The organism is Pseudomonas sp. Bout1 (genome assembly GCF_034314165.1).
In the GTDB taxonomy this organism is placed as follows: Bacteria; Pseudomonadota; Gammaproteobacteria; order Pseudomonadales; family Pseudomonadaceae; genus Aquipseudomonas.
This window is the reverse complement of the sequence record NZ_JAVIWK010000001.1, coordinates 1,902,947-1,924,277: the sequence shown is the minus strand read 5'-3', so window position 1 is coordinate 1,924,277 and position 21,331 is coordinate 1,902,947. Positions and strand designations below refer to the sequence as shown.

General features: G+C 61.0%; 14 protein-coding genes and 1 other RNA gene. 7 read left to right on the top strand and 8 right to left on the bottom strand.

Annotated features, from left to right (window positions below; genetic code table 11):
• Positions 1-68 precede the first annotated feature (68 nt).
• Positions 69-932, top strand: a complete 864-nt coding sequence (locus RGV33_RS08775) for a LysR family transcriptional regulator (RefSeq protein WP_322143930.1) — start codon at positions 69-71, stop codon at positions 930-932.
• A 201-nt stretch (positions 933-1,133) separates the two neighbouring features.
• On the opposite strand, the gene ffs is transcribed toward RGV33_RS08775, so the two are convergent.
• From ffs to RGV33_RS08745, 6 genes are all read right to left on the bottom strand, one after another.
• An RNA gene (ffs, locus tag RGV33_RS08770) (signal recognition particle sRNA small type) lies at positions 1,134-1,230 on the bottom strand.
• Positions 1,231-1,440: 210 nt separating this feature from the next.
• Positions 1,441-2,604, bottom strand: coding sequence for a zinc-binding metallopeptidase family protein (locus RGV33_RS08765; protein ID WP_322143929.1), 1,164 nt, complete (start codon positions 2,602-2,604; stop codon positions 1,441-1,443).
• Positions 2,605-2,742: 138 nt separating this feature from the next.
• The gene (gene ligA, locus RGV33_RS08760; RefSeq protein WP_322143928.1) at positions 2,743-5,112 is read right to left on the bottom strand and encodes an NAD-dependent DNA ligase LigA; all 2,370 of its coding nucleotides are present in this window, start codon (positions 5,110-5,112) and stop codon (positions 2,743-2,745) included.
• 87 nt (positions 5,113-5,199) lie between these two features.
• Complete coding sequence (gene zipA / locus RGV33_RS08755; RefSeq protein WP_322143927.1) at positions 5,200-6,051, bottom strand: cell division protein ZipA; 852 nt, start codon at positions 6,049-6,051, stop codon at positions 5,200-5,202.
• Between the two features lie 259 nt (positions 6,052-6,310).
• Entirely contained in the window at positions 6,311-9,799 is a 3,489-nt protein-coding gene (smc, locus tag RGV33_RS08750) for a chromosome segregation protein SMC (protein WP_322143926.1), read from the bottom strand.
• A gap of 2 nt (positions 9,800-9,801) precedes the next feature.
• A complete protein-coding gene (locus tag RGV33_RS08745; protein ID WP_010176400.1) occupies positions 9,802-10,461 on the bottom strand; it encodes a GntR family transcriptional regulator in 660 nt (219 codons plus the stop codon).
• A gap of 280 nt (positions 10,462-10,741) precedes the next feature.
• Here RGV33_RS08745 and xdhA point away from each other — a divergent pair, with 280 nt between their 5' ends.
• The 4 genes from xdhA (at position 10,742) to guaD (ending at position 16,860) form a co-directional block, all read left to right on the top strand.
• A complete protein-coding gene (xdhA, locus tag RGV33_RS08740; RefSeq protein WP_322143925.1) occupies positions 10,742-12,190 on the top strand; it encodes a xanthine dehydrogenase small subunit in 1,449 nt (482 codons plus the stop codon).
• Positions 12,183-14,582, top strand: a complete 2,400-nt coding sequence (gene xdhB / locus RGV33_RS08735) for a xanthine dehydrogenase molybdopterin binding subunit (RefSeq protein WP_322143924.1) — start codon at positions 12,183-12,185, stop codon at positions 14,580-14,582. The genes xdhA and xdhB overlap by 8 nt, the downstream gene beginning before the upstream one ends.
• 123 nt (positions 14,583-14,705) lie before the next feature.
• The gene (xdhC, locus tag RGV33_RS08730; protein WP_322143923.1) at positions 14,706-15,548 is read left to right on the top strand and encodes a xanthine dehydrogenase accessory protein XdhC; all 843 of its coding nucleotides are present in this window, start codon (positions 14,706-14,708) and stop codon (positions 15,546-15,548) included.
• Positions 15,549-15,555: 7 nt separating this feature from the next.
• A complete protein-coding gene (gene guaD, locus RGV33_RS08725; RefSeq protein WP_322143922.1) occupies positions 15,556-16,860 on the top strand; it encodes a guanine deaminase in 1,305 nt (434 codons plus the stop codon).
• A 123-nt stretch (positions 16,861-16,983) separates the two neighbouring features.
• Here the strand turns inward: guaD and RGV33_RS08720 are convergent, their stop codons facing one another.
• Positions 16,984-17,748 (bottom strand): GntR family transcriptional regulator, encoded by a 765-nt coding sequence (locus RGV33_RS08720; RefSeq protein WP_003219095.1) that lies wholly within the window; start codon positions 17,746-17,748, stop codon positions 16,984-16,986.
• Between the two features lie 233 nt (positions 17,749-17,981).
• On the opposite strand from RGV33_RS08720, the gene RGV33_RS08715 reads away from it, so the two are divergent.
• Entirely contained in the window at positions 17,982-19,172 is a 1,191-nt protein-coding gene (locus RGV33_RS08715) for a benzoate/H(+) symporter BenE family transporter (RefSeq protein ID WP_322143921.1), read from the top strand.
• A gap of 55 nt (positions 19,173-19,227) precedes the next feature.
• On the opposite strand, the gene RGV33_RS08710 is transcribed toward RGV33_RS08715, so the two are convergent.
• Positions 19,228-19,572, bottom strand: coding sequence for a YggL family protein (locus tag RGV33_RS08710; protein WP_322143920.1), 345 nt, complete (start codon positions 19,570-19,572; stop codon positions 19,228-19,230).
• A 236-nt stretch (positions 19,573-19,808) separates the two neighbouring features.
• Here RGV33_RS08710 and dacB point away from each other — a divergent pair, with 236 nt between their 5' ends.
• The gene (gene dacB, locus RGV33_RS08705) at positions 19,809-21,269 is read left to right on the top strand and encodes a D-alanyl-D-alanine carboxypeptidase/D-alanyl-D-alanine-endopeptidase (RefSeq protein ID WP_322143919.1); all 1,461 of its coding nucleotides are present in this window, start codon (positions 19,809-19,811) and stop codon (positions 21,267-21,269) included.
• Positions 21,270-21,331: the final 62 nt, after the last annotated feature.

Genomic DNA, 21,331 nt, shown 5'->3' with positions numbered 1-21,331 from the left:
AGTCTTGGCCCCGGCAAGACGCAGGACAATTAACCGTTTCTGACTTCTGTAATCACTGGAACTGAGCAATGGAACTGGCCCAACTGAAAATGGTGAAAGCCGTGGCGCAAACCGGCAGCGTGGCCCAGGCCGCCCTGCAATTGCACTGCGTGCCGTCCAACATCACCACGCGCATCAAGCAATTGGAAAGCGAGTTGGGCACCCCGCTGTTCATTCGTGCCGGGCGCGGGTTGGCGATCAGTGCTGCCGGTGAAGTATTTCTGGACTACTGCGAACGCATCCTGGCGTTGGTGGAAGAGTCCAAGCGTGCCGTCGACAGCAACGCGATCCCCCGCGGCAAGCTGCGCATCGGTGCGGTAGAGTCCAGCGCCAGCGGGCGCCTGCCACCGTTGCTGGCTGAATACCATCGACGCTATCCGCAGGTAGAACTGGAACTGGTAACCGGCGCGTGGGCCCAGCTACTGGACGACCTGCAACACCACCGCATCGATGCCGCATTGGTGGCCGCCGGCGGCAAACGCCCGAAGCTCGAACAAAGCGTGGTCTACAGCGAGCGCCTGGTACTGATCGCCAGCGCCTCCAGCGCGCCCATCGAAGATGCCCGGGACCTGGCCGGCCGCACGCTGCTGGTCTGGCCGCTTGGCTGCCCGTATCGCGCCGCCCTGGAAAACTGGCTCAAGCCCCACGACATCAAGCCGGCCATCGCCAGCTACGCCAGCTGGGGCACGATCATAGGCTGCGTCAGCGCGGGGATTGGGGTGGCGCTGGCGCCGGAAGGCATCCTGGCGCGCTACGAGCAGGCCAACCAATTGACGTCCTACCGCTTCGACGAATTGGCGGCGGTGGATAACCTGCTGTTCTGGCACAAAGACACCCAACGCCACCTGGCGCGGGATGCATTTGCGGGGCTGTTGCGGGAGACGTTCGGATGAGGCTCATGCATAGATAAAACCAGGCATCGTGCCAGTATGCAGATAACTACCCATTAAACTCTCCAGCCCGATTGTTGATGCGCAGCAGAAAACGCTTCGCAGTCAAGGGACAGGAAGGCAGCGATATATTTTGGGTTTGTTTCGACCGATTCAGTCGTACAGGATATTTGTCGAACGACAAATAAAGCGTTATGGAGGCAACCCCACCAGCCACACCCCGGCACACAATGTTCCCGCTGTGGCTGCTGCCTTCCGGCTCTGACCAGGTTCACGGGTAATCGTTGCGGGGGGACCGATGGGGTCACCATAACGACGCTCGCCTCTCGGCAAGCCGCGCCATTGTACCGATCTCATCGGAAGTTACAACCGTTGGCGCTGGATTAAAAATATCTGATGGTTCAAGCACTTGCCTGTGCACGAGCGAGCTTGTTCGCGAAAGACGCCAAGACGCCGCGTTCATTCACGATAGGCGCGTTATCGTTGACGACCTTCGCGAGCAAGCTTGCTCCTACAAGAGCACCACCTCATCCGCCCGGCCGCCCTCTTGCTGGATCACCAGGTGAATGAAGTGCAGCTTGGCAATCACCGCCGGCGGCAGGACGAACGGGTAGAAATCCGGCTGGCCCATGCTGCGCGACAGTTCGTTGAGCATGCCGGCCAGTTCGATCCAGGCATTGACGAATGACAGGAACGCCGCGCCGCCCGGATGTTCAGGGTCATACAGCGTGCTGAGGGGGAACGGCTGGTAATCCAGGTCCATCTCCCGGGCGCTCATGCCGAAGCCCAGCGCGGTGTCGACGGCGTCCATCATGTGCAGGTAATGCGCCCAGGTTTCCGCCCAGTCTTCCCACGGGTGCATGGTGGCGTAGGCGCTCACGCAGGTTTGCTGCCAGTCTGGCCGCGGGCCGTTCTGGTAGTGCTGCTCAAGGGCGTCGGCGTAGCTGGCGCGCTCATCGCCAAACAGGCTGCGGAACGGCTCCAGCCAGTGGCTGCTGGCGATCAGGCGGTCCCAGTAGTAATGGCCGACCTCATGGCGAAAATGGCCGAGCAACGTGCGGTAAGGCTCGCGCATCTGTACGCGGATTTTCTCGCGATGGGCGTCGTCGGCTTCCTTGATGTCGAGGGTGACCAGGCCATTGGCGTGGCCGGTGGTGGGTGCGTTGCCTTCCAGGTCGATGCCGACAAAATCGAAGGCCAGGCCAGTGTCTTCATCGACGGTCTTGGGAACCACCTGCAAACCCAGGCTGATCAGTTGCGCCACCAGGCGGCGCTTGGCGGTTTCGACCTTGCGCCAGCGTTCGGGGTTTTCCGGGATCGACAGGTCAGGGATGGTGCGGTTCAGGCTGCAGGCTACGCACAAGGTCTGGCCATTGTCGGCGGGCAGCAACCAGTTGCAGGCGGCGGGCGTGTCGAGGTTGGCGCAGCGGCGAAATGCGCCGGCTTCAGGGTCGGCGTCCAGCAGCCAGGTGTCGGCGTACGGGCCGGGCTGCAGGGATGACAGGCGACTCTGCTCCGGCTGATAGCCCAGCAGCGCCGAGCAGGCCAGGCACTGGCTGTTGCGAAAGAACAGCGACTGCCCACAGCGGCACTGCCAGACCTTGCTGTTGCGCGAGGTCTCGGCCATGAACGGTGCGGCAATGCGCGAACTGAGTTGTTCGAAGAAGCGGTACATGGCGATCTCTCCCTGGGCTGCCCAAGACTAGATCATTTCCTGAAGATGATCGTTCCCATCAATTGCAGGAGCCGGCTTGCCGGCGATGGCGATCTTGAAACCGCCATCGCCGGCAAGCCGGCTCCTACAGGATGAGCGTCAGGCAACGGTTATGCCGTGCTGGTTGAGGAAGGCCACGAACGCCTCTTCATCCAGCACTTTCAGGCCCAACTCACTGGCCTTGGCCAGCTTCGAACCCGCGCCCGGCCCAGCCACCACGCAGTGGGTTTTCGCCGACACCGAGCCCGCTACCTTGGCGCCCAGGCTTTCGAGTTTTTCCTTGGCGACATCGCGGCTCATCAGTTCCAGGGAGCCGGTGAGCACCCAAGTGTGACCGGCCTCGGGCAGGCCTTCGACGACCTTCTTCTCACTCTGCCAGTGCATGCCGAAGTCCTTGAGCTGTTGCTCGATGGCCAGTGCGCGCCGGGCGTTTTCTTCGATATCGAAGAAATCCCGCACCGCCTTGGCCTGCTTCTCTGGCAACGCTTGGCGCATGTCGAGCCAATCGGCCTTGATCACCCCTTCAAGCGAGCCAAACTTGTCGGCCAGCTTCTGCGCGGCGCCCGGGCCAACGGACGGCACGTGCAACTTGTCGAGCAAGCCGCCCAGCGTGGTGCTGGCCGCAAACTCGGGGCTCAGGTCGCCCTGCTCCTGCAACGTCAGGCCGCACTCGTCTTTGGAGATCAGGGCACCAATCACTTGCTGGTTATGGCTGTCTTCAAAGAAGCTGTGTATCTCGTGCGCCACCTCCAAGCCAACGTCCGGCAAGTACGTCAGCACTTCCGGCAAGGCCTGCTGCACACGCTCCAGGGACGCCAGCGAGCGCGCCAGCACCTTGGCGGTCTCCTCGCCTACATCGGGAATGCCGAGGGCGTAGATAAACCGTGCGAGGGTCGGTGTCTTGCTGTTTTCAATGGCGGTGATCAGCTTCTTGCTGGAGACATCGGCAAAACCTTCCAGGTCGATGATCTGCTCGTACTTGAGCTTGTAGAGATCAGCCGGCGAGCCGATGAGTTTTTCGTCCACCAGTTGCTCGATGGTCTTGTCGCCAAGCCCGTCAATGTCCATGGCCCGGCGCGAGACGAAATGAATGATCGCCTGCTTGAGTTGAGCACCACAGGCCAGGCGCCCGACGCAGCGATACACAGCGCCTTCGCTGACAGTTTCCTTGCCCTTGCTGCGCTTGACCAGTTGCGTGCGTTCAACGTGAGAGCCGCACACCGGGCAGCTCTCGGGGATCTGCACCGCACGGGCGTTTTCCGGGCGGCGCTCGGTCACCACCGACACCACCTGCGGGATCACATCACCGGCGCGGCGGATGATCACGGTGTCGCCGATCATCAGGCCCAGGCGCGCCACTTCGTCCATGTTATGCAGGGTGGCGTTGGACACGGTCACACCCGCGACCTTGACCGGTTTCAACCGTGCCACGGGCGTTACCGCGCCGGTGCGGCCGACCTGGAACTCAACGTCCAGCAGTTCGGTCAGTTCTTCAATGGCCGGGAATTTATGGGCAATGGCCCAACGTGGTTCACGGGCACGAAAGCCCAATTCGCGTTGGTAGGCAATGCTATTGACCTTGAACACCACACCGTCGATCTCATACGGCAAGGCGTTGCGCCGCTCGCCGATATCACGGTAGTAATCCAGGCATTCCTGAATGCCCTTGGCCAGTTTCAGCTCGTGGCTGATGGGCATGCCCCACTTCTGCAATTGCTGCAGGTTGCCGATATGGGTATCGCTAATGTCAGCGGTCACCTGGCCAATGCCATAACAGCAGAATTCCAGCGGACGGCTTGCCGTAATCTTCGAGTCCAGCTGGCGCAGGCTACCCGCAGCGGCGTTGCGCGGGTTGGCAAAGGTTTTGCCGCCGACTTCCAGTTGCGTGGCATTCAGCCGCTCGAAACCGGCCTTGGACATGAACACTTCGCCGCGCACTTCCAGGGTCGCCGGCCAGCCGCTGCCGTGTAGTTTCAGCGGAATATTGCGCACGGTGCGCACGTTGACGCTGATGTCTTCGCCGGTGGTGCCATCGCCGCGCGTGGCACCACGCACCAACTCACCGTCCTGATACAGCAGGCTGACCGCCAGGCCATCAAGCTTCGGCTCGCAGCTGTATTCCACCGCCGCGCCAGCGCCAAACAGATCGCCCACTGGCAGGTCCAGGCCTTCGGTTACCCGGCGATCGAATTCAAGCATCGTGCTTTCATCGAAAGCGTTACCAAGACTGAGCATCGGGATTTCATGACGCACCTGAGTAAACGCAGACAATGCCGCGCTGCCGACCCGCTGCGTCGGTGAATCACGGGTGACCAAGTCCGGGTGCTCGGCTTCAAGCGCCTTGAGCTCGTGGAACAACCGGTCGTACTCGGCGTCCGGAATGCTCGGTTCGTCGAGGACGTGGTAGCGGTAGTTGTGCTGATCCAGTTCAGCGCGCAGTTCGAGGATGCGGGTGTGGGCGGCGGTCATGGGTGTTCTCTCATAAAGCAAAAGAGCAGCCGAAGCTGCTCAATATGTTAGTGCATGGATTCTACAGGCAACGCTTAAGATTGGACCTTAGCGCTTCTGTGTCAGGGCGCGACGCTCGAACTCGACGATGCGCTGACGGTAGTGCTCGATGGTCTGGGCGGTCAGGACGCTGCGTTGATCGTCCTTGAGTTCGCCATTGAGTTCCTGGGACAGCTTGCGGGCTGCGGCCACCATCACGTCGAATGCTTGTTTCGGGTGACGCGGGCCTGGCAAGCCGAGGAAGAAACTCACCGCCGGGGTGCTGAAATGGTCGATATCGTCCAGATCAAAGATGCCCGGCTTGACCGCGTTGGCCATGGAGAACAGGACTTCACCGTTGCCGGCCATGCTTTCGTGGCGATGGAAAATATCCATCTCGCCAAAACGCAGGCCGCTTTCCAGAATATTTTGCAGCAGGGCCGGGCCTTTAAAGCCAGCGGCGTCGCGGCAGATCACGCTGATCACCAGCACCTCTTCGGCAGCCGGTTGATCCTTGACGGATTCTTTATGAGAACTCTTGGCCGGGGACTCATCCGGGAAGTCATCGTCACGGCTGCTGAAGCTCGGGCCTTCTTCAAGGTCCAGGTTCAGGTCACCCTGGGACGGCTCGCTGGCAGCGCCACGCTTGCCGCGCTTGGGCTCGCGAGCTTCACGCGCCGGGGCGCTCATCGACGGCAGGTCGTGCTCGTCCAGGTGCGGCTCTTTATGGTTGTCCAGAACACGGGGCGGCCCCAGCAGCTCGGCGCTGCTGTCGTCGTCCGGTAAATTGGACAGGTTGCGGTCCAGGCGGAATTTCAACTTGCCCTTGCCGCCGCGCATCCGGCGCCAGCCATCAAAAAGAATACCGGCAATGACAATAATGCCGATGACGATCAGCCACTCGCGCAGACCGATTTCCATGTAATCCCGTGCCTCTAATAAAAAATGCTGAAAAATAAGGGGTTTAGCACCGTGCAAACCGCTTTAAAACGTGGCGCCAACTCTATGTTCTGAATGACGTTTTGCCCACGCATACGAAAATTTGACATTAAACTAGCACGACCAAAGATAACTTTACACCGTCTGTCAAAATGCCTTGAACAAATATGTCCATTTGCCACTTTTCCCAGACCGGTAAATCACCTTACGTCCTGCACAAAATCCTCCTTCGAGGTGCGGCTCAGGATTCCACCATCGCCATCGCCTCTTCGACATCCACCGCTACCAATCGCGAACAACCCGGCTCGTGCATCGTCACGCCCATCAACTGATCGGCCATTTCCATGGCGATCTTGTTGTGGGTGATATAGATGAACTGCACCGTCTGGGACATCTCTTTAACCAGGCGGGCATACCGTCCAACGTTAGCGTCATCCAGCGGGGCGTCAACTTCGTCGAGCATGCAGAACGGCGCCGGGTTCAACTTGAAGATCGCAAATACCAGGGCCAATGCGGTCAGTGCCTTCTCGCCACCGGACAACAAATGGATGGTGCTGTTCTTCTTGCCCGGGGGCCGCGCCATGATCGTTACCCCTGTATCGAGTAGATCTTCGCCCGTCAGTTCCAAGTAAGCGCTGCCACCACCGAAAACTTTCGGGAATAACGCCTGTAAACCGCCATTAATCTGATCAAAGGTATCTTTGAAGCGATTACGGGTTTCCTTGTCGATCTTGCGGATCACGTTTTCCAGGGTGTCCAGGGCCTCCACCAGATCGGCGTTCTGCGCGTCCAGGTAACGTTTGCGCTCGGACTGCTGCTGGTACTCGTCAATGGCCGCGAGGTTGATCGCGCCCAGGCGTTGAATGCGTGCGGCAATCCGCTCAAGTTCTTCTTCGGCGTCTTTCTCGTTGGCCTGGGCGGTCAGGGTGTTGAGCACGCCGTGCAGGTCGTAGCCGTCTTCCAGCAACTGGTCTTGCAGGGTTTTGCGGCGCACCGTCAGGGCCTGCCATTCCATGCGCTGCTGTTCGAGCTGGCCACGGATCAGTTGCGACTGTTGTTCGGCCTGGGTCCGGCGTTTTTCCGCATCACGCAGTTCACGGTCGGCGTCTTCCAGGGCGATTTGCGCGGTCTTGAGCTCTTCGTCGACGGTCATGCGCTTGTCGAGCAACTCTTCGAGTTTGAGGCGCAGCTCCTCCAGCGGGGCTTCGCCCTCCTCCAGATTGAGGCTCAGTTGCTCGCGCTTTTCGGTCAGGCGTTCGGACTGCATTTCCAGGCGTTCAAGGGCCTGGCGCGTGGAATCGTGCTGGGCGCGCAGGGAGCCGAGGCGCACGGCCAATTGATGGGCGTGGTCCTTGTGCTGGCGGGCTTCCTGGCGAACCCGGTCGAGGCGCTCACGCAGGCTGTCGCGCTGGGCCAGCAGCAACTCACGCTGCTCGGTGTCCAGGGCCATGCTGTCGAGGGCTTCCTGCAGTTGCAGGCGCGCTTCGCCGACTTGTTCGTGTTCGAGGGCGCGTTGCTCGCCCATCTCGGCCACTTCCTCGTCGAGACGGGTACGGCGCAGGCTCAGTTGCTCGACCTTGGCCTTGCTCGCCGAGAGCTGGGCTTTCAATTCACCTTGCTGGCGCGCTTCGTCCTGCAACAGCCGGCGCAGGTGTTCACGACCGGTCTCTTGTTGGCGCTGGGTGGCGCGCAGGGTTTGCAGCTGGTTTTCCAGGGACTCAAGCGTCGCCTCGCGCTCTTCGCGCTCGGCACTCAGGTTGACGATTTCCTGGCCACGGGCCAAGACGCCGCTTTGCGCTTCACTGGCGCGGCGCACCCGCAAAAAGTGCCGGCCCACCCAAAAACCGTCGCGGCTGATCAGGCTTTGCCCGGCCGCCAGTTGGCCGCGCTGGGCCAGCGCCTGCTCAAGACTGTCCACCGGTTTGACCTGGCCGAGCCAGGGCGACAGATCAATCGCCGCCTCGACCTTGTCCAGCAGGCTGCCCGGTACGCGTGTGCCGTCTGCCGCGGGACTGAGCAAACGCAGGTCGCCCTGGGCAAAACCTGCCAGGTCAAAGCCACCAAAATCATCCACCAGCACCGCTTGCAGGTCGGCGCCGAGCACGGTTTCTACCGCCAGCTCCCAACCGGCTTCAACCTTCAAGCCTTCGGCCAGGCGCGGACGCTCGGCCAGGTGCTGGTCGCGCAGCCATTCGGCCGTGCCGGTGTCCGGGTCGAGCGCCGCCTGCTGCAAGGCTTCCAGGGACGCCAAGCGCCCATTGAGCCGCTGCAAATCACCTTGAGCGGTTTGCTGTGCCTGGGTCGCCTGTTGCAGTTGCTGACGTAATTGCTCCAGGCGCTCCACTTGTTGTTCTTCGCTGGCTTCCAGCTCTTCCAGGGTCATTTCGCTTTCGGCGAGCTTCTCGCTCAGGTCGAGGATCGCCGCGTCTTCAGGGTCGGCAGCGAGCAGCACGCGCTCTTCCACCAAACGCCGCTGACGCTCGGCCAAACGCTCCATGCTGGTTTCCAGTTGCTGGATACGTGACTGCTGCACCTCAGCCTGGCGGCGCGGCTCGGCAGATTGCAGGTTGAAGGTGTCCCACTGCTCCTGCCAGCCGTGCATGGTGGTTTCGGATTCTTCCAGGGCCGCAGCGGCTTCCTCGGCAGCGGCGCTGGTAACTTCCTGCTCGGGGGTGAGCATGTTCAGCTCCTCACCCAGGGTCAGCAGCAAGGTGCGGTCGTGGCCCAGGTGAGACTCGGTCTCCAGGCGCGCGCGTTCGGCTTCTTTCAAATCATCCTGCAACTGGCGCAGGCGCTGCTGGCCGTGCTGGATGCTCTGCTCGACCCGGGCGATATCGCCGCCCACCGAATAGAAGCGCCCCTGCACCAGATTGAAGCGTTCGGACAAATCATGGTGACCGTCCCGCAGGCGCTCGATGCTGGCGTCGGCATTGCGCTGCTCGGCCACCAGGGCTTCGAAGCTGATTTCCTGGGTGCCGATGATCGCTTCGCGCTGGCCTACCTGATCATTCAACGCCTGCCAGCGCAGGGCCGACAGTTGTGCCTTGAGTTGGCGCTCCTCGCCCTTGTATTCCTGATACTTCTCGGCGGCCTGGGCCTGGCGGTGCAGGCGCTCCAACTGGCGCTCCAGCTCTTCACGCAGGTCGGTCAGGCGGGCGAGGTTTTCATGGGTACGGCGGATACGGTTTTCGGTCTCGCGGCGGCGCTCCTTGTACTTGGAGATGCCGGCCGCCTCTTCGATAAAGTTACGCAGGTCTTCGGGCTTGGCTTCGATCAGCTTGGAGATCATCCCCTGCTCGATGATCGAGTAACTGCGCGGGCCCAGGCCGGTGCCGAGGAAGATGTCGGTAATGTCCCGGCGACGGCACTTGGTACCGTTGAGGAAGTAGCTGTTCTGGCTGTCGCGGGTGACTTTGCGGCGGATGGAAATTTCCGCATAGGCCGCGTACTCGCCGACAAGGGTGCCGTCGGAGTTATCAAATACCAGTTCGATGCTGGCCTGGCTCACCGGCTTGCGGCTGGTGGAGCCGTTGAAGATGACGTCGGTCATCGACTCGCCACGCAGGTTTTTCGCGGAGCTCTCGCCCATCACCCAGCGTACGGCGTCGATGATGTTCGACTTGCCGCAGCCATTGGGCCCCACCACTGCCGCCATGTTACTGGGGAAGTTCACCGTGGTCGGGTCGACGAAGGATTTGAACCCCGCCAGTTTGATGCACTTGAGCCGCACGCTTAGGCGTCCGCCAACGCAGCGATGACCAGCGAGCAACTGCGCTCGCCGTAGGCCGAGAGCACCTGGCGAATCTGCGGCAGGTCACGGGCCAGCACGGCGGCGAGCAATTGCTCGAACAGCACCAGGTACTCGCTCATGGACGCCTTGCGCTGATCCAGCGCCAGGTAATAGGCACGGTTCATCGCCGGCTGCAGGTTCTCGACGGTTTCCTGCAGATACGGGTTGTTGGCGAACGGATAGGCGGCGCGCATCACGTTGAAGCTTTCTTCGACGAAGGCGCGGATGTCCTGGCGCTCGAAGCTGGCGATCAGGCGCTGCTGGATCTGCACAAACGGCGCCATGTCGGCCTGGGTCTGCCAGCCGGCGGCAACAGCGTTACCCAGCAGGATGTACAGCTCGCCCATCAGCGTGCACAGGCTCTGCACCTTGTGGGCGGTGAGTTCGGTGACGTGGGCGCCACGGCGCGGCAGGATCGCGATCAGGTGGCGGCGCTCGAGAATCAGCAAGGCTTCGCGCACGGAACCACGGCTGACATTGAGCGCCAGCGTGACCTTCTGCTCCTGGATCCGCTCCCCAGGCTTGAGGTCGCCGCGAATGATACGTTCGGCGAGGTGGTGAGCGATTTGCTCGGCAAGACTATCCGGCGCCTTGAACGTCATGTTTTCCCTTCAAAATCTTCTATCAGCACAAGCGCGGCAGTGTAGCGCACTTGCCCATTGATGGCGTACGGCCCACAACGTTGAATTTGGCATGAAATAAGCAGCCGTTAAAGTCCAGAAGCCCCCAAAAACGGCGGTTCCAGAGAACTGGACCATAATTAAGGATGTTGAGATCGCAATTTCTTGACCTTTAGGTCAGAAAATCGTTGACCGAAAAGTCAGACATGACTAGATTCGGCGCAAAGCGGTTAACAACAATAATGAGTCTGCGAGGCCTTCCGTGATCCAGTTTTTACTAAACCAGGAGCTCCGTAGCGAGCACGCCCTGGACCCGAACCTGACCGTGCTCAACTATTTGCGTGAGCACCTGGGCAAATCCGGCACCAAGGAAGGCTGCGCCAGCGGCGACTGTGGCGCCTGCACCGTGGTAGTCGGCGAGTTGCACACCGACAATCAGGGCGCCGAGCAGATCCGCTATCGCAGCCTCAACTCGTGCCTGACCTTTGTCTCGTCCCTGCACGGCAAACAACTGATCAGCGTCGAAGACCTCAAGCATCAGGGCCAACTGCACAGCGTGCAGCAGGCCATGGTCGAGTGCCACGGCTCGCAATGCGGCTTCTGCACCCCGGGCTTTGTGATGTCACTGTTCGCCCTGCAAAAGAACAGCGAGGCACCCGACAGCCAAAAAGCCCACGAAGCCCTGGCCGGCAACCTCTGCCGCTGCACCGGCTATCGCCCGATTCTCGCGGCTGCCGAACAGGCCTGCTGCAACAAGCCCCAGGACCAGTTCGACCGTCGCCAGGCCGAGACCATCGCCCGCCTGAAATCCATCGCACCGACTCAAACCGGCGAACTGAACAGTGGCGACAAACGCTGCCTTGTGCCCTTGACTGTCGCCGACCTGGCCGACCTTTACGACGCGTATCCACAAGCCCGGCTGTTGGCCGGCGGCACCGACCTGGCGCTGGAGGTCACCCAGTTCCATCGCACGCTGGCGGTCATGATCTACGTCGGCAACATCGAAGAGATGAAGCGCATCGAAAGCTTCGACGACCGCCTGGAAATCGGCGCCGCGACTTCGCTGTCCGACTGCTACACCGCGCTCAACAATGAGTACCCGGACTTCGGCGAATTGCTCCACCGCTTTGCCTCGTTGCAGATCCGCAACCAGGGCACCCTGGGCGGCAATATCGGCAACGCCTCGCCCATCGGTGACTCGCCGCCGCTGCTGATCGCCCTCGGCGCGCAGATCGTGCTGTGCAAGGGCAACACCCGCCGTACCCTGGCGCTGGAAGACTACTTCATCGACTACCGCGTGACCGCTCGACAGGACAGCGAATTCATCGAAAAAATCATCGTACCCAAAGGCGTGCCGCTGTTCCGTGCCTACAAGGTTTCCAAGCGCCTGGACGATGACATTTCCGCCGTCTGCGCAGCCTTCAACCTGACGATCACCAACGGCGTAATCGCCGATGCCCGCGTGGCCTTCGGCGGCATGGCCGCCATCCCCAAACGTGCGAAAAACTGCGAAGCGGTGCTCAATGGCGCCACCTGGAATAGTGCCACCGTGGAAAAAGCCTGCGCTGCGCTGGCCGAAGATTTCACCCCGCTGTCAGACTTTCGCGCCAGCAAGGAATACCGCCTGCTCAGCGCGCAGAACCTGCTGCGCAAATACTTCATCGAACTGCAAACGCCGCACATCGAGACTCGGGTGACCGCTTATGTCTAACCATCACGCCGTGGAAAAATCCCAGGCCGAACTCGCCGAATTGTTTGCCCAGGACCTGAGCAGCGGAGTCGGTCGCAGCGTCAAGCACGACAGTGCCGCCAAGCACGTTTCGGGTGAGGCGCAGTACATTGATGACCGCCTGGAATTCCCTAATCAGCTGCACCTGTATGCACGCATGTCGGACCGCGCCCACGCGAAGATCATTAGCATTGATACCTCGCCCTGCTACGCCTTCGAAGGCGCGCGCATCGTCATTACCCACGAAGACGTACCCGGCCTGAAAGACATCGGCCCGCTGATGCCCGGCGACCCGTTGCTGGCCATTGACACCGTGCAGTTTGTCGGCCAGGTGGTACTGGCGGTCGCCGCCCGCGACCTGGAAACCGCGCGCAAAGCCGCGATGGCCGCCGTGATCGAATACGAAGACCTGGAGCCGGTGCTGGACGTGGTCGAGGCGTTTCGCAAAAAGCACTTCGTACTGGACAGCCACACCCACCAACGTGGTGATTCGGCGGGCGCACTGGCGACCGCCAAAAACCGCATCCAGGGCACGCTGCATATTGGCGGCCAGGAACACTTCTACCTGGAAACCCAGATCTCCTCGGTAATGCCCACCGAAGACGGCGGCATGATCGTCTACTGCTCCACGCAAAACCCCACCGAAGTACAGAAGCTGGTGGCCGAAGTACTCGACGTCTCCATGAACAAGATCGTCGTCGACATGCGCCGCATGGGCGGTGGTTTTGGCGGCAAGGAAACCCAGGCGGCCAGCCCGGCGTGCCTGTGCGCGGTGGTTGCGCGCCTCACCGGCCAGCCAACCAAAATGCGCCTGCCTCGGGTCGAAGACATGCTGATGACCGGCAAGCGCCACCCGTTCTATATCGAGTACGACGTGGGCTTTGACGACACCGGCCGCCTGCACGGTATCAATCTGGAACTGGCAGGCAACTGCGGCTGCTCACCCGACCTGTCGAACTCGATTGTCGACCGTGCGATGTTCCACTCCGACAACTCGTATTACCTGGGCGACGCCACCGTCAACGGCCACCGCTGCAAGACCAACACCGCCTCCAACACCGCTTACCGTGGCTTCGGCGGCCCCCAAGGCATGGTCGCGATCGAGGAAGTGATGGATGCCATCGCCCGGCATTTAGGCCAAGACCCGCTGGCCGTGCGCAAGGCCAACTACTACGGCAAGACCGAGCGCAACGTCACCCACTACTACCAGACCGTCGAGCACAACATGCTCGAAGAGATGACCGCGGAACTCGAACACAGCAGCCAGTATTTCGAACGCCGCGAAGCGATCCGTCGCTACAACGCCAACAGCCCGATCCTGAAAAAAGGCCTGGCGCTGACCCCGGTGAAATTCGGCATTTCGTTCACCGCCAGCTTCCTCAACCAGGCCGGTGCGCTGATCCACATCTACACCGACGGCAGCATCCATTTGAACCACGGCGGCACCGAGATGGGTCAGGGCTTGAACATCAAGGTCGCGCAGGTGGTGGCCGAGATATTCCAGGTGGAAATCGACCGTGTACAGATCACCGCCACCAACACCGACAAAGTGCCGAACACCTCGCCGACCGCGGCTTCCAGCGGCGCCGACCTGAACGGTAAAGCCGCACAGAATGCCGCCGAAACCATCAAGCAGCGCCTGGTGGAATTTGCCGCGCGCAAATATGAAGTCAGCGAGGCCGACGTTGAATTCCACAACGGGCATGTGCGGGTTCGCGATCACATCCTGACGTTTGAGGCGCTGATCCAGCAGGCGTATTTCGCCCAGGTGTCGCTCTCCAGCACGGGCTTCTACAAGACCCCGAAAATCTTCTACGACCGCAGCCAGGCGCGGGGCCGGCCGTTCTACTACTTCGCGTTCGGCGCGGCCTGTTGCGAGGTGATCGTCGACACGCTGACCGGCGAGTACAAGATGCTGCGCACCGACATCCTGCACGACGTGGGCGCCTCGCTGAACCCGGCTATCGACATCGGCCAGGTCGAAGGCGGCTTCATCCAGGGCATGGGCTGGCTGACCATGGAAGAGCTAGTGTGGAACGCCAAAGGCAAGCTGATGACCAACGGCCCGGCCAGCTACAAGATCCCGGCGGTGGCCGACATGCCTTTGGATTTGCGGGTGAAGCTGGTGGAAAACCGCAAGAACCCGGAAGACACGGTGTTCCATTCCAAGGCCGTGGGTGAGCCGCCATTCATGCTCGGCATCGCCTCGTGGTGTGCGATCAAGGATGCCGTGGCGAGCCTGGGTGACTATCGCCATCAGCCGAAGATTGATGCACCGGCGACGCCGGAGCGGGTGTTGTGGGGCTGTGAGCAGATGCGCCAGTTGCAGGTGGCGACGGCTGTTGAAACTGAAACTGAGCTGGCTTCGCTTTAGACCGAGGCGCTGCCATCGCGGGCAAGCCCGGCTCCCACATTTTGATGTGTGAACCCGATCAAGTGTGGGAGCTGGCTTGCCCGCGAAGGCGGTCGGACTGACAACAGAGATGCTGAGGTAAACATGAACAACTGGATCAGCGCCCTCGCCGACCTGCAGAACCAGGGTGAACCCTGCGTGCTGGTGACCATCATCGAAGAGCTCGGCTCCACGCCGCGCAATGCCGGCTCGAAGATGGTCATCAGCGCCGCCCACACGTTCGACACCATCGGTGGCGGGCACCTGGAATACAAGGCGATGCAAATCGCCCGGGACATGCTCGTGCGCGGCCAGCAGAACACCCATCTGGAGCGCTTCAGCCTCGGCGCCAGCCTGGGCCAGTGCTGCGGTGGCGTGACGGTGCTGTTGTTTGAACCGATGGGCCAGGTGCAGGCGCAGATCGCGGTGTTTGGTGCCGGCCATGTGGGTCGTGCGCTGGTGCCGCTGCTGGCCAGCCTGCCGTGCCGGGTACGCTGGATCGATTCCCGGGAACAGGAATTCCCGGAACACATCCCCCAAGGCGTGCGTAAAATCGTCAGCGAAGAGCCGGTGGATGAAATCGACAACCTGCCTGTGGGCAGTTACTGCATCGTCATGACCCACAACCATGCGCTGGACCTGGAGCTGACCGCCGCCCTGCTCAAGCGCAATGACTTCACCTACTTCGGCCTGATCGGCTCGAAGACCAAGCGCGTCAAGTTTGAACACCGCCTGCGGGATCGCGGTTTCGACACCGCGCAGTTGCAACGCATGCGTTGCCCGATGGGGTTGGGCGAGGTCAAAGGCAAACTGCCTGTGGAAATCGCCATCTCCATTGCCGGCGAAATCATCGCCACCTATAACGCCAACTTCGGCCAGCACACTGCGAGCGCCGAACCCATTGCCAAACTGCTGCCGGTTTCACGCCGCAGCCAAGCCACGAACTGAGACGACCATGCCTTTGACTCGCAAAGCCTACCGTGCCGCCATTTTGCACAGCATCGCCGACCCTGCCGAGGTAGGCATCGAAGCCTCCTACGAGTATTTCGAAGACGGCCTGCTGGTGATCGACAACGGCCAGATCAGCGCCGTGGGCCATGCCAGCGAGCTGCTCGCCAGCCTGCCCGCCGACATCGAAGTCACCCATTACCAGGACGCATTGATTACCCCAGGCCTGATCGACACCCACATTCACCTGCCGCAAACCGGCATGGTCGGCGCCTATGGCGAGCAACTGCTCGACTGGCTCAACACGTACACCTTCCCGTGTGAAAGCCAGTTCGCGGACAAGGCCCATGCCGAAGAAGTCGCGGATATTTTCATCAAGGAACTGCTGCGCAACGGCACCACCACCGCGCTGGTATTCGGCAGCGTGCACCCGCAGTCGGTGAACTCGTTTTTTGAAGCAGCCGAGAAGCTCGACCTGCGCATGATCGCCGGCAAAGTGATGATGGACCGCAACGCGCCGGATTATTTGACCGACACCGCCGAATCGGGCTACCAGGAAAGCAAGGCGCTGATCGAGCGCTGGCATGGCAAGGGCCGGTTGCACTACGCGGTGACGCCACGTTTCGCACCGACCAGTACGCCGGAACAACTGACCCTCGCCGGGCAGCTGCTGGGGGAATACCCGGACCTGTACATGCAGACGCACATCAGTGAAAACCTGCAGGAAGTGGAATGGGTCAAAGCGCTGTTCCCGGAGCGCAAGGGCTACCTGGACGTGTACGACCATTACAAACTGCTGGGTGAACGCTCGGTATTCGCCCATGGTGTGCACCTGTGCGACGACGAATGCGCGCGGCTGGCAGAGGCAGGTTCGGCGGTCGCGTTCTGCCCGACGTCGAACTTCTTCTTGGGCAGCGGGTTGTTCAACCTGCCGATGGCGGAGAAGCACAAGTTGAATGTCGGCCTGGGCACGGACGTCGGTGGCGGCACCAGCTTCTCGCTGCTGCAAACGTTGAATGAAGCGTACAAGGTGATGCAGTTGCAAGGCGCGCGGCTGAGTCCGTTCAAGTCGTTGTACCTGGCGACCCTGGGGGGGGCGCGGGCACTGCGCCTGGAAGACAAGATCGGCACGCTGCAACCAGGCACTGACGCCGACTTTTTGGTGCTGGATTACAACGCCACGCCACTACTCAGCTATCGCCTGAAGCAGGCCAATAACATTGCCGAGACGTTGTTTGTGTTGATGACGCTGGGGGATGACCGGGCGGTGTTGCAGACGTACGCGGCGGGGCAATTGGTGCACCAACGCTGATTGAGCAAACACCACAAACCAAATGTGGGAGCTGGCTTGCCTGCGATGCAGACACCTCGGTGTATCAGTGATACCGAGGTGATGCTATCGCAGGCAAGCCAGCTCCCACATTTTTGATCGGGTTTACAATTTTACAGACGAGCGACCCGGCTTTTTGGTCTGCAACAAGTGCGAGAACACCGCGTGCAGGTCATCCGACGCGCTCTCCTCGTCGAGGTTGAGCTTGCTGTCGATGTGATCCATGTGGTGCATCATCAGGTTCACCGCCAAATCCGCATCCCGCGCTTCGATCGCGTCGATCAACTGGGTGTGCTCATCGTAGGAACAGTGCGAGCGGTTGCCGCTTTCGTACTGGGCGATGATCAACGAGGTCTGGGACACCAGGCTGCGCTGGAAGCTGATCAACGGGGCGTTCTTCGCCGCCTCGGCCAGCTTCAGGTGAAACTCGCCGGAAAGCCGGATACCCGCGCCGCGATCACCCCGGGAAAAGCTGTCGCGCTCATCATTGACCATCTGCCGCAGCTCGGCCAGTTGCTCGGCCGTGGCATGCTGCACCGCCAATTCAGTGATCGCACGTTCCACCAGGCGCCGGGCCAGGAACACCTGACGGGCTTCCTCGACACTCGGGCTGGCCACTACCGCGCCGCGATTGGGCCGCAGCAATACCACGCCTTCATGGGCCAGGCGCGACAGCGCGCGGCGAATGATGGTGCGGCTCACACCGAAGATTTCGCCCAGCGCTTCTTCACTCAATTTGGTACCGGGCGCCAAGCGTTGTTCGAGGATCGCCTCGAAGATATGCGCGTAGACGATATCGTCCTGGGTTCCACTGCGACCGGCCTTACCGGCTCGCGGTTGTTTCTTGAGGGGCTGCAACTGTTCGTTCATGGGCACTCGGGTCGGGAGAACGGCGGCGAATTGACGTTGACTGTAATACGGCACAGAGGGTCGCTGGCAAGTATCGCGTAAAACCAGCGCACATTGTACACAACCCGTCGCGCCAACACACTGTACGGCTGTTTGCGGCGCCGGCTGTATTGCAATGAATCGTTACGTTTGAGTTTAGGCTTGATTCTGCATTCGCTCCTACAAAAAGCCCCAGGCATAAGGAACACCGCCCCATGTCCGACGTCCCCCAAGCGCGATTACGCCCACTGGCCGACACTTCGCCTTCGGCCGTTGTCGCCGGTTTCATTGCCATGATGACCGGCTACACCAGTTCGCTGGTGCTGATGTTTCAGGCAGGCCAGGCCGCCGGCCTGACCACGGCGCAGATTTCTTCGTGGATCTGGGCGATCTCCATCGGCATGGCGGTGTGCAGCATTGGCCTGTCCCTGCGCTATCGCACGCCGATCACCATCGCCTGGTCTACCCCGGGCGCGGCATTGTTGATCACCAGCCTGGGCGGCGTGAGCTACGGCGAAGCCATCGGCGCCTACATCACCTGCGCGGTGCTGGTGACGATCTGCGGGCTGACCGGCAGCTTCGAAAAACTCGTCAAGCGCATCCCGGCGTCACTGGCGGCCGCCTTGCTGGCGGGGATTCTGTTCAAGATCGGCAGCGAGATTTTCGTCGCCGCGCAGCACCGTACCGGGCTGGTGCTGGGGATGTTTTTCACTTACCTGATCATCAAGCGCCTGTCGCCGCGCTACGCGGTGCTCGCAGCCTTGCTGATCGGCACCGCGCTGTCCGGGTTGATGGGGCTGCTGGATTTCAGCGGCTTCCACCTGGAGGTGGCGACGCCGGTGTGGACCACTCCGCACTTCTCCCTGGCCGCGACCATCAGCATCGGCATCCCGCTGTTCGTGGTGGCCATGACCTCGCAAAACATGCCGGGGATCGCGGTGCTGCGGGCCGACGGTTATAACGTGCCGGCCTCGCCCTTGATCACCACCACGGGCCTTGCCTCGTTGGTGCTGGCGCCGTTTGGCTCCCATGGCATCAACCTGGCCGCCATCAGCGCGGCGATCTGCACCGGGCCCCATGCCCATGAGGATCGCAACAAGCGCTACACCGCAGCGCTCTGGTGCGGGATTTTCTACGGGATTGCCGGGGTGTTCGGCGCGACATTGGCTGCGTTGTTCGCGGCGCTGCCCAAGGAGCTGGTGCTGTCGATTGCGGCGCTGGCGTTGTTTGGCTCGATCATCAATGGCCTGAGCATCGCCATGAATGAGCCCAGGGAACGGGAAGCTGCGTTGATCACTTTTATGGTCACAGCGTCAGGGCTGACGTTGTTTTCCATCGGGTCGGCGTTCTGGGGGATTGTTGCGGGGGTGTTGACGCTGGTGATTCTGAACTGGCGCAAGGCCTGATTCTTTAAGACCCGGTAACGAAAAAGCGACCCGGGCGGGTCGCTTTTTCATGACATCAGGCTGCCGGGTTGATCGGCTTTTCTGGATGCCAAGCGTCCAACAGGGCGCTGACTTCAACGCGGGTCAGCTCTGGACGAGCCTTCAGCCACGCTTCAACAGCGGCACGCTGTTCTTCGTTGACCGAACCACGGGTGGCTTTGCAAACCAGACCGAAGTCATCACCGCCGACGTAGTCCAGGCCGTTGCCGTCCATTGCTTCAGTCAGGAATGCTTCGAGGAAAGCGTCAACCGCTTCATCGTCCAAACCTTCTTTGAAGTCCAGGTTCAGTTCGAAACCCAGCTCTTGAAATTCATCAACGCACAGTTTTTTGCGCAGACGCCGGGAACGGTTAGTCGCCATTGGAACAATCCTCTTAAGTAATAACGGGCGGCACTTTAGCAGTTTAAGCAGGCCTTTGCCCGATTCTCTGGGACCGGCGGCAGAGTGCCCGTGAAAAAAACCGCCAATTGCAGCTATCGTTCAGGCACAAGTGCGCCAGCCTTGGGGCATAATGCCGACACTTTCATGACCATTGAGGGATTTTTCGTACATACCCCTCACCTTTTTCACCCCTCAGCAGTAGGGTTTAAATTCTTATGATCAAATCTTTGCGTCCACTGTTACTCGCCAGTTTTCTTCTCCCCCTGGCCTTTTCCGTCACCGCCGCCCCGATCAATACCTCTCTGCCGCCCAAGGTCCAGGAAGCCCTCCAGAAAGCCAAGCTGCAAAACAATGCCCTGTCCCTGGTGATGATCCCCCTCAACGGCCCGGGCACGCCGACCGTGTTCAACGCCGACGTGTCGGTCAACCCGGCCTCTACCATGAAGCTGGTTACCACCTACGCGGCCCTGGAAATGCTCGGCCCCAACCATCAGTGGAAAACCGAGTTCTACACCGACGGCACCCTGAGCGGCGGCATCCTTAACGGTAACCTGTACCTCAAGGGCGGCGGCGATCCCAAGCTGAACATGGAAAAACTCTGGCTGCTGATGCGCGACCTGCGGGCCAATGGCGTACAGCAAGTGACTGGCGACCTGGTGCTGGACCGCGGCTTCTTCCTCCCACCGCAGTTGCCGGAATTCAATGACGATGGCAACGACGAAAACAAACCGTTCCTGGTCAAGCCCGATGCCCTGATGGTCAATCTCAAGGCGCTGCGCTTCGTTACCCGCAATGATTCGGGCAAGGTGCTGGTGTCGGTCGAGCCGCCGATTGCAAGCATTCGCATCGACAACCAGGTCAAGGTCTCCAACGCCAAGCAATGCACCGGCGATGTGCGCTACAGCCCGATGACTGCCGCCGACGGCAGCGTTACCGTGACCGTCAGCGGCCAGTTGGCGGATGGCTGCAGTTCGCAGACTTATCTATCGTTGCTGGACCACGCCACCTACACCGCCGGCGCCGTTCGGGCGATCTGGAAGGAACTGGGCGGCAGCATCCAGGGCCGTGATATCCAGGCGCCAGTGCCGAAGAACGCCAAAGTATTGGCCCGGGCGTTCTCGCCGGACCTGGCGGAAATCATCCGCGACATCAACAAATACAGTAACAACACCATGGCCCAGCAGTTGTTCCTGAGCCTGGGCGCGCAATACCGCACCGACGCCGATGGCGACGATGCGAAGGCCGCCCAGCGTGTGGTGCGCCAGTGGCTGGCGAAAAAGGGCATCACGGCGCCGCACCTGGTGATGGAGAACGGCTCCGGCCTGTCCCGTGCCGAACGGGTCAGCGCCCGCGAGATGGCGACCATGCTGCAAGCGGCGTGGAGAAGCCCGTACGCGGCGGAGTACATCAGCTCGCTGCCGATTGCCGGTACCGACGGCACCATGCGCAAACGCCTGAAGACCACGGCCATGCGCGGTGAAGCTCACATCAAGACCGGCACCCTGAATACCGTGCGCGCGATTGCCGGGTTCAGCCGCGATAACAACGGCAACACCTGGGCGGTGGTGGCGATTCTCAACGATACAAAACCGTGGGGCGCGTCTTCAGTGCTCGACCAAGTGCTGCTGGACCTGTATCGCCAGCCGAAGCTGGCGGCTGCGGCCCCGATCCTCTAACAGCAGCAAATATCAAATGTGGGAGCTGGCTTGCCTGCGATGCAGACGCCTCGGTCGATCAG

Coding starts and splice junctions, on each gene's coding strand:
- RGV33_RS08775 (WP_322143930.1), top strand. CDS start 69: ATGGAACTGGCCCAACTGAAAATGGTGAAAGCCGTGGCGCAAACCGGC.
- RGV33_RS08765 (WP_322143929.1), bottom strand. CDS start 2,604: ATGTACCGCTTCTTCGAACAACTCAGTTCGCGCATTGCCGCACCGTTC.
- ligA (WP_322143928.1), bottom strand. CDS start 5,112: ATGACCGCCGCCCACACCCGCATCCTCGAACTGCGCGCTGAACTGGAT.
- zipA (WP_322143927.1), bottom strand. CDS start 6,051: ATGGAAATCGGTCTGCGCGAGTGGCTGATCGTCATCGGCATTATTGTC.
- RGV33_RS08745 (WP_010176400.1), bottom strand. CDS start 10,461: ATGACGTTCAAGGCGCCGGATAGTCTTGCCGAGCAAATCGCTCACCAC.
- xdhB (WP_322143924.1), top strand. CDS start 12,183: ATGTCTAACCATCACGCCGTGGAAAAATCCCAGGCCGAACTCGCCGAA.
- xdhC (WP_322143923.1), top strand. CDS start 14,706: ATGAACAACTGGATCAGCGCCCTCGCCGACCTGCAGAACCAGGGTGAA.
- guaD (WP_322143922.1), top strand. CDS start 15,556: ATGCCTTTGACTCGCAAAGCCTACCGTGCCGCCATTTTGCACAGCATC.
- RGV33_RS08720 (WP_003219095.1), bottom strand. CDS start 17,748: ATGAACGAACAGTTGCAGCCCCTCAAGAAACAACCGCGAGCCGGTAAG.
- RGV33_RS08715 (WP_322143921.1), top strand. CDS start 17,982: ATGTCCGACGTCCCCCAAGCGCGATTACGCCCACTGGCCGACACTTCG.
- RGV33_RS08710 (WP_322143920.1), bottom strand. CDS start 19,572: ATGGCGACTAACCGTTCCCGGCGTCTGCGCAAAAAACTGTGCGTTGAT.
- dacB (WP_322143919.1), top strand. CDS start 19,809: ATGATCAAATCTTTGCGTCCACTGTTACTCGCCAGTTTTCTTCTCCCC.